Here is a 14,052-nt window from a genome sequence, read left to right as displayed (position 1 = left end):
CGCGACGCGCCGTCACCCGTCGCGGGTGGTCGGTGTGGGCCCTGTGGGGACTCCGTCGACTGGCCGGCGGTGTCGGGGTGCTGTGGGCGGTCGCCACGATCGTCTTCGTCGCGATCCGGCTGATCCCCGGTGACCCGGCGCTGGCGATCCTCGGCGGCCCCGGGTCGCAGGCCTCGGCCGCGGCGGTCGAGTCGGTCCGCCGCGAGTACGGGCTCGACCAGCCGGTGCTCGTGCAGTACGCGGTGTTCCTCGGGCGCCTGGCGACCGGGCACCTCGGCGACTCGTACGCGTTCCGCACGCCGGTGTCCGAGCTCCTCGCGCAGCAGGTACCGGTGACGCTGACGCTCGCAGTCGCCGGGCTCGTCGTCGCCTGGGTCCTGGCGATCGGTGCCGCGTGGTGGTCGACGCAGCGGGGTCGGGTCGCCGCGGCGCTCACGGGGGCGATCACCGTCGCCGCCAGCGTCGTGCCGCACTTCTGGCTCGGCAGCGTGCTCATCGTCGTCTTCGCGAGCGCGCTCGGGTGGGTGCCGGCGGTGTCGGACGGCAGCCTGCGCGGGTGGGTTCTGCCCGTGCTCACCGTCGCCGTGCCGGTCGCCGGGTACCTCGCCGAGACGGTCCGCGACGGCGTGGTCGACGCCCAGCACTCCGCGTTCGCCCTGGCGGCGCGCGGTCGTGGCGAGTCCCGGGTCGGGCTGTTCGGGCGGCACCTGCTCCGGCACGCCGCACTCCCCGGCATCGCCCTGTCCGCCTGGGCCTTCGGGTCGCTGGTGTCCGGCGCCGTGGTCGTCGAGTCGGTCTTCGCGCTGCCCGGGATCGGTCGCGCCCTGGTCACCGCGGTCACCCAGCGGGACATGCCGCTCGTCGCCGGGATCGCGCTGGTGTCCGCCGCGGCCTACGTGGTCGTGCTCGCGGTCGCGGACCTCGTCGAGCAGGCGGTGGATCCGCGCACCCGCGACCGACGTCGGACCGGACGTGTGCGGCGGGGGCGTGTGCGCGTGCGGACGCAGCACGGGGCGGACGCGCAGTGAGCGGCGTGCTGGACCCGGGCCTCCAGGCCGGTGCACCCGAGCGACACAGCCGGCGGTCCGAGCGGTTCCGTGGGGGGACGCTCGGACCGGCGGGCACGGTCGCGGCGGTCGTCGTCGCGGTGGCGGTGGTGGCGGCGGTGTGGCCGGCGCTGCTCGGCGGCGGCGACCCCCTCGCGGTGCACCCGACGGACGCGCTGGTGCCACCCGGTGCGGCGCACCCGTTCGGCACGGACGAGTCCGGGCGCGACGTGCTCGCGCGCGTGGTCGCGGGGACACGGGCGTCACTCTTGGTCGGGGTCGCCGCGACGCTCGTCGGCGGTCTCACCGGGATCCTGCTCGGCACGCTCGCCGGACTCGGTGGCCGGATCGTGGACGCGGTCGTCGGCCGGGTCACCGAGGTGGCGTTCGCGCTGCCGCTGCTGCTCGTCGCACTCGTCGTCATCGCGGTCACCGGACCCGGACCGGTGCCGGCGACGCTGGCGGTGGGGTTCGCGACCGCGCCCGGGTACGCCCGGATCGTCCGTGGTCTGGTCCGCAGCGCCCGGTCGTCGCAGGTGGTCGAGACCGCCGTGCTGCTGGGCCGCTCCCCCGGCCGGATCCTGGTCCGCCACGTGCTGCCCGCGGCGCTCTGGCCAGTCGTCGCGGTCGCCACGCTCGGGGTCGGTCAGGCGATCGTGTGGGCGTCCGCGCTCAGCTACCTCGGCGTCGGGACCCCGCCGCCCGCACCGGAGTGGGGCGCGATGCTCGCGGACGGCCGGACCTACCTGCTGACCGCGCCGTGGATGAGCACCTTCCCCGGTCTCGCGATCGTCGTCCTGGCGACCGCCGTGACGGTGCTCGGTCGCGCCCTGCGTCGGACGGGGGCCGCGCGGTGACGGGCGCGGAGCGGGTGTCCGGCGACGTCCCGACGCCGCCTGGTGCCGTCCCGCCCACGGGGACGCGCGTGCTCGACGTCCGGGGACTCTCGGTGTCGATCGACGGCACGACGGTGGTGCACGACGTCGACCTGCACGTCGACGCGGGCGAGTGCGTCGCCCTCGTCGGGGCGTCCGGCTCCGGCAAGACCGTGACCGCCCGGGCGGTGCTCGGCCTCTCCGCCGCGGGTGCCGACGTGACCGCCGACCGGCTCGACCTCGTCGGCGCGGACGTGCGCGGGCTCCCCGAGCGTCGCTGGCGTCGACTCCGCGGGCGGTCCGTCGGCTACGTCGGACAGGAGGCCCTGGGCGCCCTCGACCCGTTGCGCCCCGTCGGCCGCGAGGTCGCCGACGCGCTGCGCCTGCACACCGACCTGCGGGCAGCCGAACGGGTCGACGCCGTCCGCGCGGCACTGTCCGGCGTCGGACTCGACCCGGCGATGGCGACCGACGGCCGACGCTCCGGCACGCTCTCCGGCGGGATGCGGCAACGGGCGCTCATCGCGGCGGCGACCGTGGCCTCCCCGGCGCTCGTGGTGGCGGACGAGCCGACGACCGCCCTCGACGCGGCGGTGGCCGTCACCGTGATGGAGCAGCTCCGCGCCGTGCAGGAGCGCGGCGCCGGGCTCCTCGTCATCACGCACGACCTCGGGCTCGTGACCGGGTGGGCCGACCGCGTGCTGGTCGTGGACGCCGGCACGGTGGTCGAGCACGGGCCGGTCGCCGACGTCCTCGGCGCGCCCGAGCACCCCGTGACGCAGGCCCTGGTGCGAGCAGCCCGGGCGGGCGACGAGCGGCCCGTCGCTCCTGCTGCGGCGCCGACCGCGGCGGTTCAGGAGCCCGTGCTGCACGGGGTCGGGCTGTCCCGGTCCTTCGACGGGGTGCCCGCGGTGGACGGCGTCTCGATCACGGTCCGACCCGGTCGGGTGACCGGGGTGATCGGTGCCTCCGGGTCGGGCAAGACCACGGTCGCGCGGATGCTGCTCGGGCTCGAGACACCCGACGACGGGACCATCACGCTCGACGGGCAGCCGTGGGTCCCGCTGTCCGAGCGCGAGCGTCGGGGAAGACGGCGCCGGGTCGCGGCCGTCGTGCAGGACCCCGCCGCGACGTTCGACGAGCGGTGGACGGTCGACCGCGTGCTCGCGGACGCCCTGACCGACGGGCAGCAACGCCGGGCGTCCGGTGCTCTGTCGGCGCAGGTCGACGCAGCGCTGCAGCAGGTCGGACTCGACCCCGCGCTGCGGTCACGTGCCCCGCGCACGCTCTCCGGCGGGCAGCGGCAGCGACTGGCGATCGCCCGGGCGCTGGCGACCTCGCCCGAGGTGGTCGTGCTCGACGAGCCCGTGACGGCACTCGACGCGACCGTGCAGGACGCGGTGCTCACGCTGCTCGAACGGCTGCGCGACGAGACCGGCGTGGCGATGGTGTTCGTGTCGCACGACCTGCGGGCCGTCCGGCGGATGGCCGACGACGCGCTCGTCGTGGACCGGGGCCGCGTGGTCGAGCAGGGTCCGGCGGAGCGGGTGCTCGGCGCCCCGGAGCACCCTGCGACCGCGCGCCTGGTCGACGCCGCCGCCCGGCTCGCCCGCGGCGCCTGAGCGCGGCGCGCCGGGCTCCGTCGTCCGTCGTCCGTCGCCCGTCGTCCGTCGTCCGTCACGCCGGATCGAAACGCGAAAGCGACAGAGTCCGGCCGAACAACGGCGGAACACTGTCGCTTTCGCGGAACAGACGAGGGGCGACTACGAGCCCGCGGGCTCCTTGTCGGAACCCGGCGCCGGGGCGTCACCCGAGATGATCGGGATCTCGCTCGTCGAGAAGTCCTTCGCCCAGTCGGACTGTGCGAGCTCCGAGGTCGGGTCGTTGTAGTCCTTGATCACGTCGGCCACCTCGTCCTCGTGGGCGACCGTCGGACCCGAGCCCATGAGCGGGGTCGCAGCGGTCTCCTTGGTGAAGAACACGGCGACGAGGCCGATCACGGCGGCGAGCATCAGGTAGAACGCGGGGATGTCCTCGGCCCACGACAGACCGGCGTCCTTCGCGCCGGCGATGAGCGCCTGCGTGGCGAGCGGGGTGGTGCCACCGAACAGCGAGACGGACACGTTGAACGCGATCGCGAGGGCACCGTAGCGGATGATCGTCGGGAACAGCGCGGGCAGGGTCGACGGCATGGTCGAGGTGAACGTGACGAGCACGAGACCGAGGATCAGCAGGCCGAAGAAGACACCAGCGCCGCTGCCGGTCTGGACGAGCTTGAGCGCCGGCCAGGACAGCACGAGGAAGCCGATGCAGCCCGCGGCGAGGACCGGCCGACGTCCGAACTTGTCGGACAGGCGACCACCGAAGGTGATGACGACCATCATGAGGATCATCACGATGACGATGAGGATCAGGCCGAACGTGGCGTTCTGTCCGAGGTTCGTCTCGAGGTACGTCGGCATGTACGACAGCAGCATGTAGTCGGTCACGTTGAACACGAGCACCAGGCCGATGCAGATGAGGAGCGAGCGCCAGTTCTCGGCGAACAGCTTGAGGAACGGCGTCTTCTGCGACTCGCGCTCGGCGGCCTGCTCCTGCTGCTTCTGGAACGCCGGGGTCTCCTCGAGCTTCAGGCGGAGGTAGAGCCCGATGAGGCCGAGCGGACCGGCGATCATGAACGGGATGCGCCAGCCCCAGCTGAGCAGGGTGTCCTCGGGCATCGCGTACTGCAGGATCGTGACGATCGAGGCGCCGAGCACGTAGCCGGCCAGCGTGCCGAACTCGAGCCACGAGCCCATGAACCCGCGGCGCTTGTCCGGCGAGTACTCGGCGATGAAGGTCGCGGCGCCGCCGTACTCACCACCGGTGGAGAAGCCCTGCACGAAGCGGGCGACGAGGAGCAGCACCGGAGCCCAGAAGCCGATCGTCGCGTACGACGGGATCAGGCCGATCATGAGCGTGCCGGCGGCCATCAGGATCATCGTCAGCGCGAGGACCTTCTGGCGGCCGATCTTGTCGCCGATCGGGCCGAAGACGGCACCGCCGATCGGACGGACGATGAACGCGGCCGCGAAGAACCCGAAGGTCGCGACGAGGTTCGAGGTCGGGTCGCCCGCCGGCAGGAACACCTTCGAGATGGTGACCGTCAGGTAGGCGAAGATGCCGAAGTCGAACCACTCCATCGCGTTGCCGAGGGCCGCCGCGGCGACGGCACGCTTGAGCAGCGACTCCTCGACGACGGTGACGTCGTCCTCGGTCAGCTTGCGACGCGCGCGCTTGGCCTGGGCCTTCGTGCGCAGCGGCCGATCGCCGTGCTGGTGTGCTTCGTTCGGTGCCACGTTCGTTCCTCCGGTAGTGCTGTGTCTTGCCTTCGGGCATCCGGCGGAGAGCGACTGTGCAGTCCTCGCGAACACCGCGTCCGCCGGACAAACTCCGACAGCCTACCAGATGGAGCGCTCCCACGCCGGGGGCCGCTACGATGAGACCACCGCGTACGGTACGCGCAACACTCAGGCACCTCACCACGGACTCGGTGCCGCACACATCGATCGGAAGGCCCTGCCATGACGAAGCCCATGCCCGACAAGCCCACGGTGGACGGCCTCGAGGACGTCTGGGGTACGGTCTGGGAGCAGGACGGCACGTACCGCTTCGACCGCGACAGCGCCACGAAGGACACGGTGTACTCGATCGACACCCCGCCGCCGACCGCCTCGGGCTCGCTGCACATCGGCCACGTGTTCTCGTACACGCACACCGACCTCAAGGCCCGGTACGAGCGCATGCGCGGCAAGCACGTCTTCTACCCCATGGGCTGGGACGACAACGGCCTGCCCACCGAGCGCCGCGTGCAGAACTACTACGGCGTCCGCTGCGACCCGCAGCTACCGTACGACCCGGCCTTCGTCCCGCCGTTCGAGGGCGGCGACGGCAAGTCGAGCAAGGCCGGCGACCAGCTGCCGATCTCGCGCCGCAACTTCATCGAGCTGTGCGAGCGCCTCACCGTGCAGGACGAGCAGCAGTTCGAGCACCTCTTCCGCACGCTCGGCCTGTCGGTGGACTGGACGCAGTCGTACCGCACCATCGACGACACCTCGCGGGCGAGCGCGCAGCGTGCGTTCCTCCGCAACCTCGAGCGCGGCGAGGCGTACCAGGCGGACGCTCCGACGCTCTGGGACGTCACCTTCCGCACCGCCGTCGCCCAGGCCGAGCTCGAGGACAAGGAGATGCCCGGCGCGTACCACGGGCTGGCGTTCCACCGCACCGACGGCGGTGGCGACGTCGTGATCCAGACCACCCGCCCCGAGCTGCTGCCGGCGTGTGTCGCCCTCGTCGCGCACCCGGACGACGAGCGCTTCCAGGACCTGTTCGGGAAGACCGTCCGCTCCCCCCTGTTCGACGTCGAGGTCCCGGTGCTCGCGCACCACCTGGCCCAGCAGGACAAGGGTGCCGGCATCGCGATGGTCTGCACCTTCGGTGACACCACCGACGTGGTCTGGTGGCGCGAGCTGCAGCTGCCGAACCGCGCGATCATCGGGTTCGACGGTCGCGTGCGCTCGGACGAGCCCGCGTGGATCGAGTCGGCTCGCGGCAAGGAGCTCTACGCCGAGATGGCCGGCAAGACCGTGTTCTCGGCGAAGAAGGTCCTCGTCGACGCCCTCACCGAGTCCGGCGAGCTGGTCGGCGACGTGAAGACGATCAACCACCCGGTGAAGTTCTTCGAGAAGGGCGACAAGCCGCTCGAGATCGTCTCGACCCGCCAGTGGTACATCGTCAACGGCGCCCGCGACGAGCAGCTCAAGGAGACCCTGCGGAAGCGCGGCGAGGAGATCGCCTTCCACCCGGACTTCATGCGCGTCCGCTACGACAACTGGGTCGGCGGTCTGTCCGGCGACTGGCTCATCTCGCGCCAGCGCTTCTTCGGTGTGCCGATCCCGGTCTGGTACCCGCTCGACGCCGACGGCAACCCGGTCTTCGACCAGCCGATCGTCCCCACCGAGGCCCAGCTGCCCGTCGACCCGGCGTCCGAGCCGGCCCCCGGCTACACGGAGGACCAGCGCGGCGTCGCCGGCGGGTTCCAGGGCGAGCTCGACGTGATGGACACGTGGGCGACCTCGTCGCTCACCCCGCAGCTCGCCGGCAAGTGGGAGACCGACCCGGCGCTGTACGACCTGGTGTTCCCGTACGACGTCCGCCCGCAGGCGCAGGACATCATCCGCACGTGGCTCTTCACGACGGCGCTGCGCAGCCAGCTCGAGGCCGACGTCGCACCGTGGAAGCACGCGAGCATCTCGGGCTTCATCGTGGACCCCGACCGCAAGAAGATGTCGAAGTCGAAGGGCAACGTCGTCACCCCGCTGTCGATCCTCGAGCAGCACGGCGCCGACGCGGTCCGGTACTGGGCGGCCTCGTCGAAGCTCGGCACCGACGCGGCCTTCGACCCGCAGAACCCGAAGCAGATCAAGGTCGGTCGTCGCCTGGCGATCAAGGTGCTCAACGCGGCGAAGTTCGTCTACGGCTTCGAGCTGCCGAGCGGCGCGACGAGCGTCACCGAGCCCCTCGACGTCGACGTGCTGGCCGAGCTCGGCTCCGTGCTCGAGCAGGCCACCGCGGCCTTCGACGGCTTCGACCACGCCCGGGCACTCGAGGTCACCGAGCGGTTCTTCTGGACCTTCTGCGACGACTACCTCGAGCTCGTCAAGGAGCGTGCCTACGGCACCGCACCCGACGCGACGCACGAGACCCAGGCGAGCGCGGTCCTGGCGCTGCGCGCCGCGATCGACGCGCTGCTCCGACTGCTGGCACCGTTCCTCCCGTTCGCGACGGAGGAGGTGTGGGCCTGGACCCACGACACCAGCGTGCACACGGCGGCGTGGCCGACGGTCGCGGAGCTGCCGACGCAGGCCGAGCCGACCGGGCTGCTCGCGGCCGTCGGCCAGGCGCTGATCGGGATCCGCGGTGCGAAGACCGCCGCCAAGGCGTCCCAGAAGACGCCGGTGACCCGCGCCGTCGTCGCCGCCCCGGCCGACCAGCGTGCGCTCATCGAGCGCGCGGCGGTCGACCTCGCCGCCGTCGGCCGCATCGAGAACCTGTCGTTCACGGACGGCGAGGAGCTCGCGGTGACCGAGATCGAGCTCGCCGAGCAGCAGGCGTAGCGTCGCTCCCGACGGGCCGGGTCGCGCGTGCGGCCCGGCCCGTCCACGACCGGACAGGAGGCACGGATGCAGTTGGGCACACGCTGGAACGTCGGTGGGCAGCCACCCGAGCGGCTCCCCGAGGCGGTGGTCGTCGCCGTCCGGGGCGTCGAGGACGAGCTCGCCGCGGAGTCGGTCGACGCGTCGACCTGGCGCTGGACACTGACGTACCTGGAGGGCAAGCCGATCGTCGAGCTGGACGACGGCACGGCGATCCACCTCGATCCCGCCGGACGGGCACAGGTGACGAACCCGGACGACGCGCCGGAGGAGGACTGAACACGAGGTTGCTCGATCCCTGACCACGAATGAGGGAGGATTTCCAGCAACAGCGAGGGGGTCCTGGTGGCGATTCAGGCAAGGTCCGGCGATGCGGAACGCAACCGAGAGCCACATGGAGCGCCTGGTCCCGTTCGGGGTGGCCTGACGGACCAAGCACGTCGCACGAAGGAGCCAGCACGTCCCCTCGCCGCGGACGCGATCGCCTGGACGATGCGCGCGTAGTATCGAGAACGCCCGTTCCCGCTGGAGACGTGGGGACGGGATCCGCCGCACAGGGAAGGGGACGCCCGTGGCCAGCAGCAGCAGCACCGTGGACCCGGAGGTCCGCTCCCGCATCATCGACGCCGCCGACGCGCTGTTCACCGCCCGCGGCTTCCAGTCGGTCGGCATCGACGAGATCAGGACCACCGCCGGCGTCTCGCTGAAGAAGCTGTACTCGGTGTTCCCCGGCAAGGAGCAGCTCATCGCCGCGGTCCTCAGCGGTCGGCACGAGTACTGGGAGTGCGGCATCGAGCAGGCCGTCGCCGCGGCGGAGTCCCCGCGGGACCGGTTGCTCGCGGTGTACGACTTCCTCGAGCAGTGGTTCGGGGACGACACCTTCCGCGGCTGCGGCTTCATCAACGCCTTCGGGGAGCTCGGTGGGACCTCCCCCGCGGTCGCCGAGATCGCCCGCGAGCACAAGGACTCCTTCCAACGGTACGTCGCCGGACTGGCCGCCGCGGCGGTGCCGGACCTCGACGCGGCCGAGGAACTCGCCGCTCAGCTCGCGCTCCTCGCCGAGGGCGCGCAGACGACCGCCGCGATCGCCGGTGCCACGACGCCCGCGCGGCACGCGCGGCGTGCGGCCGCGACGCTGATCGACGTGGCGATGCACGAAGCGACCGACCCGGCGCGCTGACCCGACCACACGGCGGACGGGAGGCTCGTGGCCGAGCCCGCCACGAGCCTCCCGTCCGGTCCGTACCGCCCCCCGGTCACGCCGCTCACACCAGGCCGGCGCGGTGCGCGGCGATCGCCAGCTGCGTGCGGTTCTGCAGCCCGAGCTTCTCGAGCAGGCGGGACACGAAGGTCTTGGCCGACGACGGGGTGACGCCGAGACGGGCAGCGATCTGGGCGTTGGTCAGCCCCTCGCCGACGGCGACGGCCAGCTCGCGCTCCCGCTCGGTCAGGTCGACGAGGTCGTCGACGGGCTCCGGGGGCCGTTCCTGATCCCGGAGCACCGCCCGGGCGACGACCGCGGTGGTGACGGCCGGGGCGAGGACGCACCGCCCCGCCACCACGTCGTGCACGGCCGCGGCGAGCTCGCGGGGCCGGGACCCCTTGAGCAGGAACCCGGACGCCCCGGCCGCGAGTGCCCGGAGCACCGCGTCGTCGTGCTCGAAGGCGGTGAGGACGAGCACCCGCTCCGTCGGGGTCTCGGCGAGCAGCCGCTCCGTCGTCTCGACCCCGTCGATCCCCGGCATCCGCAGGTCCACGACGGCCACGTCGGCACGGAGGCGCCGAGCGGTGGTGACGGCGCGCTCCCCGTCGCTGCACTCGGCGACGACGACGATCCCCGGATCTGCCTCGAGCAGCACGCGCAGGCTCGCGCGGACCTCGTGGTCGTCGTCCACGATCAGGACCCGGATCACCGCGGGAGCTCCAGCTCGAGCCGGAAGCGACCACCCTCGGTGCGGTGCTGCCCGAGCGTGCCACCGACCTCGACCGCGCGCTCGGTCGCGACGGCCAGCCCGTGTCCGCCGGGGCCAGGGGGCCGCCCGGCACCCTGGCAGGGGTTCTCGACGGTCAGGCGGACACGGTCCGGCAGCACCGCGGCACGGACGTCGACCGGGGCGTCGGGAGCATGCTTGTGCGCATTGTGCAGCGCCTCCGCGAGCACCGCGTCGAGGACAGCGGCGCGGTCGTCGTCGAGCCCGGCAGTGCGGGCGAGCGGACCGCGGGCGGGGCCGTGGCGGCGGACGTCGAGACCGTCGTCGGCGGCCCGACGGAACGTCTCCTCCCACCCGGTCGGGCGGACGGGCGCGGGCGCCGCACCGTCGCGCAGCAGCCCCACCACGAAGTGGACGTCCTCGAGCAGGTCGGCGCCGGTCGCGGCGATGCGCTCGGCCGACCGCCGGGTCGCCGGGTCCGGTGCGGTCGTCGCGAGTGCCGCGGCGTGCAGCGTCATCCGACTGACCCCCTGGCCGACGACGTCGTGCATGTCCCGGCTGATCCGGAGACGCTCGTGGGCGACCGCGTCCGCCGCTCGGGCTGCCGCGGCCTCGGCGGCGAGCCGGAGCCGGTCCTCCCGGATCCGGACGAGTCTCCGCGACTCCCCCACCGCGCCGCCGACGAGAGCCGGGAGGACGACGCCGAAGAGGGGCGCGGTCTCCTCCGGCGCCACCACGTGTCCGGCTCGGAACATGCACGGGTCCGGGACGAGCCCGAGCGGGTGCAGCACGGTGTACGCCGCCAGGACCGCCCACCACCCGACCGGACGCCGCGCGGCGACCAGGGCGCTCGTCACGACCACGAACGAGCAGGACCCGGTGATCGCCCACACGAGCGGGGCCACGAGCGTCGGCACCGCGAGTGCCCTCCGGGACAGCCAGAGCGAGGCGCCCCCGGCGACGAACACGAGGAGCTGCAGGGGGTCGGGGGCCTCGTCGGCCGCCAGTGCGTCGTACCAGACGCTGTAGGCGGTGACGGCGACGGGTGCCACGAGGGCCGCGATCCGGAGTGAGCGCCGTACACGCGGTGTAGCCCGATCGGTCAGTCGCTCGACCAGTGGTGTCGGGCGTCCGAGCAGGGCCGGAGCGTCTCCCATCCAAGATGTCACACATCGATGGTACGGCAAGCGGTCGGCAGGAGAATGGCGGAGGTGTCCTCTTCCGGCGACGTGGGGCGTCCATGCCCGCGACCTACGCTCGGTGCCCGTCCCTGCCGCCGACACCAGGAGGACCCGTGACCACCACCGACACCAGGACCGTCCCGGCACCGGGACGCCACCAGATCCGCCCGACCGCGGGCGCCTCCGCGCCGCTCGCCTCGGCTGTGACCCGGTCGATCGTGCGCACCGGGCGGGTCGTCCTCGACGGCGTGGAGAGCACGGCACGCCGGGCCGCGGTCCCGACGGTCCGGATCGCGATGGCCGTCGTGTTCCTGTGGTTCGGCCTGCCGAAGGCCGTGCCGGGCGCGAGTCCCGCCGAGGGCCTCGCCGTGCGGACGGTCGGTGCGCTCACCGGCGGACTGCTGCACGGTGACGGCGCACGGCTCCTCGTCGCCGGACTCGAGATCGCGCTCGGGCTGGCGCTGCTGCTCGGTCGGTGCATGCCGCTCGTCCTGCTCGTCCTGCTCGGTCACCTCTGCGGGACGACCGCGCCGCTCGTGCTGTTCCCCGAGGAGACCTGGCGTTCGCCGGGTGTCGGCACGCTCGAGGGGCAGTACATCATCAAGAACGTCGTCCTCGTCGCCGGGATCGTCGTGCTCGCCGGGTGGGGGATGCGCCGGCGTCCGTAGTGTGGGGTCATGGACACCCCGTTCGACCAGCCGAGCACCCTCCCCTACGCCCTGCCGCCGTTCGACGACGTCCGGCTCGAGCACTTCCGCCCCGCGTTCGACGCCGGCATCGCCGAGCAGCGTACCGAGGTCGAGGGCATCGCCGCCGACCCGGACACCCCGACGTTCGAGAACACCCTCGTGGCGCTCGAACGCTCGGGGCAGCTGCTGACGCGCGTCTCGCACGTCTTCTCCACCCTGTCCTCCGCCGACTCGACGCCGGAGCTGCACGACCTCGAGGCCGAGGTGTCGCCGCTCCTCGCCGCGCACCGCGACGCGATCACCCTCGACGCGCGCCTGTACGCGCGGATCGAGGCCGTGCGGTCCGCGCTCGGTGAGCGCACGGACCTGTCCGACGAGGATCGACGACTCGTCGAGCGGGTGCACACCGAGATGACGCTCGCCGGGGCCGGCCTCGACGACGACGGCAAGGCGCGTCTGACCGCGATGAACCAGGAGCTGTCGACGCTCACCACGGCGTTCGAGCGGAACCTGCTCGAGGACACCAACGACCTCGCCGTGCACGTCACCGACGAGGCCGAACTCGCCGGACTCGACGACGGTGCGAAGTCGGCCGCGGCGGCAGCTGCGCGGGACCGCGGGCTCGACGGCTGGCTCGTGACGCTGCCGCTGTACACCGGCCACCCGTGGCTCGCGTCGCTGACCGACCGGGGTCTGCGCGAGCGGATCATGCGCGCCTCCCTGTCCCGCGGACGCCGCGGCAACGCGCACGACAACCGCGACGTGCTGCTGCGCATCGTGCGCCTGCGCGCCGAGCGGGCGGAACTGCTCGGCTTCCCGAACCACGCCGCGGTGGTCACCGCCGACGAGACAGCCGGGACGCCCGAAGCGGTGGACGGGCTGCTCTCGTCGCTCGTGCCGGCCGCAGCCGCCAACGCCGAGGACGAGCGTGCCGTGCGCTCCCGCACGGTCGGCTTCGACGTCGAGGCATGGGACTGGGCCTACGCGACCGAGGTCCTGCGCGGGGAACAGTTCGCCGCGGACAGCTCGGCGCTCCGCCCCTACTTCGAGGCCGACCGCGTGCTGCACGACGGGGTGTTCCACGCCGCCGGCGCCCTGTACGGGCTGACCTTCACCGAGCGCCCGGACCTGCACGGCTACAACGACGAGGTCCGCGTCTTCGAGGTGCGCGACGAGGACGGTGCGGAGGTCGGGCTCTACCTGCTCGACCTGTACACGCGGGACGGCAAGCGCGGCGGAGCGTGGATGAACCCCGTCGTCGAGCAGTCGCACCTGCTCGGCACGCTGTCCGTCGTCGTGAACAACCTCAACGTCGCCAAGCCCGCCGCCGGTTCCCCCACGCTGCTGATCCAGGACGAGGTCGAGACGCTGTTCCACGAGTTCGGCCATGCGCTGCACGGGCTGATCGCCCGGACGACGTACCCGCGGTTCTCGGGCACGAACGTCGAGCGGGACTTCGTGGAGTTCCCGTCGCAGGTGAACGAGATGTGGGTGACCTGGCCGTCGGTGCTCGCGAACTACGCGAAGCACCACGAGACCGAGGAGCCGCTGCCGCCCGAGCTCGTGCTCGGGCTGAGCGACTCGGCCGGCTTCAACGAGGGCTTCTCGACCACCGAGTACCTCGCCGCGGCGCTGCTCGACCAGGCCTGGCACCGACTGTCGGCCGCCGAGGCAGCCGCGGTGACCGACGTCGAGGCGTTCGAGCGCGATGCCCTCGCAGCCGCCGGCGTGGACGTCGCCGGCGTCCCGCCGCGGTACTCGTCGACGTACTTCGCCCACACCTTCTCGGGCGGGTACGACGCGGGGTACTACGGGTACATCTGGTCCGAGGTGCTCGACGCCGACACCGTCGAGTGGTTCCGCGAGCACGGCGGGCTCTCACGCGAGGCCGGGCGGCGTTTCGCGTCGCTCGTGCTCGGGGTCGGCGGGGCGCAGGACCCCCTCGAGGCCTACCGGTCGTTCCGCGGCCGCGACGCCGAGGTCGGACCGCTGCTGCGGCGCCGCGGGCTCGAGTAGCGCGCAGCGGCGCCGGTCGGGCACGGTCGGCGCCGGGTGGCACGGTCGGCGTCGGGTGCAGCGCGCACGACGCGGAGCACGTCGCGCCACGGAACATCGTGGCGCGACGTGCCCCGCGTC

The 14,052-nt window shown here is 72.8% G+C and carries 11 protein-coding genes; 8 read left to right on the top strand and 3 right to left on the bottom strand.

Going from position 1 to position 14,052, the window contains the following annotated elements; genetic code table 11:
- The first annotated feature begins 32 nt into the window (after window positions 1–32).
- From C1N91_RS04910 to C1N91_RS04900, 3 genes are all read left to right on the top strand, one after another.
- The gene (locus C1N91_RS04910; RefSeq protein ID WP_254678351.1) at window positions 33–1,028 is read left to right on the top strand and encodes an ABC transporter permease; all 996 of its coding nucleotides are present in this window, start codon (window positions 33–35) and stop codon (window positions 1,026–1,028) included.
- Window positions 1,025–1,903 carry an ABC transporter permease gene (locus C1N91_RS04905; protein ID WP_137766838.1) on the top strand — a complete coding sequence of 293 codons (879 nt, stop codon included), beginning with the start codon at window positions 1,025–1,027 and terminating at the stop codon, window positions 1,901–1,903. Before C1N91_RS04910 ends, C1N91_RS04905 begins: the two co-directional genes overlap by 4 nt.
- A gap of 68 nt (window positions 1,904–1,971) precedes the next feature.
- Window positions 1,972–3,543 (top strand): ATP-binding cassette domain-containing protein, encoded by a 1,572-nt coding sequence (locus C1N91_RS04900; protein WP_137766837.1) that lies wholly within the window; start codon window positions 1,972–1,974, stop codon window positions 3,541–3,543.
- Between the two features lie 141 nt (window positions 3,544–3,684).
- Here the strand turns inward: C1N91_RS04900 and proP are convergent, their stop codons facing one another.
- Complete coding sequence (proP, locus tag C1N91_RS04895) at window positions 3,685–5,259, bottom strand: glycine betaine/L-proline transporter ProP (protein WP_254678350.1); 1,575 nt, start codon at window positions 5,257–5,259, stop codon at window positions 3,685–3,687.
- Window positions 5,260–5,484: 225 nt separating this feature from the next.
- On the opposite strand from proP, the gene valS reads away from it, so the two are divergent.
- The 3 genes from valS (at window position 5,485) to C1N91_RS04880 (ending at window position 9,295) form a co-directional block, all read left to right on the top strand.
- Window positions 5,485–8,076, top strand: a complete 2,592-nt coding sequence (gene valS, locus C1N91_RS04890) for a valine--tRNA ligase (RefSeq protein ID WP_137766836.1) — start codon at window positions 5,485–5,487, stop codon at window positions 8,074–8,076.
- A gap of 66 nt (window positions 8,077–8,142) precedes the next feature.
- Entirely contained in the window at window positions 8,143–8,394 is a 252-nt protein-coding gene (locus C1N91_RS04885) for a hypothetical protein (protein ID WP_137766835.1), read from the top strand.
- A gap of 292 nt (window positions 8,395–8,686) precedes the next feature.
- Window positions 8,687–9,295 carry a TetR/AcrR family transcriptional regulator gene (locus C1N91_RS04880; protein ID WP_254678349.1) on the top strand — a complete coding sequence of 203 codons (609 nt, stop codon included), beginning with the start codon at window positions 8,687–8,689 and terminating at the stop codon, window positions 9,293–9,295.
- 85 nt (window positions 9,296–9,380) lie between these two features.
- On the opposite strand, the gene C1N91_RS16615 is transcribed toward C1N91_RS04880, so the two are convergent.
- Both C1N91_RS16615 and C1N91_RS04870 read right to left on the bottom strand, forming a co-directional pair.
- Window positions 9,381–10,028 (bottom strand): response regulator, encoded by a 648-nt coding sequence (locus C1N91_RS16615; RefSeq protein ID WP_175415914.1) that lies wholly within the window; start codon window positions 10,026–10,028, stop codon window positions 9,381–9,383.
- Window positions 10,025–11,098 carry a sensor histidine kinase gene (locus C1N91_RS04870; protein ID WP_175415913.1) on the bottom strand — a complete coding sequence of 358 codons (1,074 nt, stop codon included), beginning with the start codon at window positions 11,096–11,098 and terminating at the stop codon, window positions 10,025–10,027. Before C1N91_RS04870 ends, C1N91_RS16615 begins: the two co-directional genes overlap by 4 nt.
- Window positions 11,099–11,340: 242 nt before the next feature.
- Between C1N91_RS04870 and C1N91_RS04865 the strand changes: the two genes are divergently transcribed.
- Complete coding sequence (locus C1N91_RS04865) at window positions 11,341–11,895, top strand: DoxX family protein (RefSeq protein WP_137766833.1); 555 nt, start codon at window positions 11,341–11,343, stop codon at window positions 11,893–11,895.
- Window positions 11,896–11,904: 9 nt separating this feature from the next.
- Window positions 11,905–13,932: a M3 family metallopeptidase gene (locus C1N91_RS04860; RefSeq protein WP_137766832.1), complete on the top strand. Its 2,028-nt coding sequence runs from the start codon at window positions 11,905–11,907 to the stop codon at window positions 13,930–13,932.
- Window positions 13,933–14,052 lie beyond the last annotated feature (120 nt).

The sequence above is a fragment of the Curtobacterium sp. SGAir0471 genome, assembly GCF_005490985.1.
Lineage (GTDB): Bacteria > Actinomycetota > Actinomycetes > Actinomycetales > Microbacteriaceae > Curtobacterium.
This window is presented reverse-complemented; position numbering and strand designations above follow the sequence as displayed.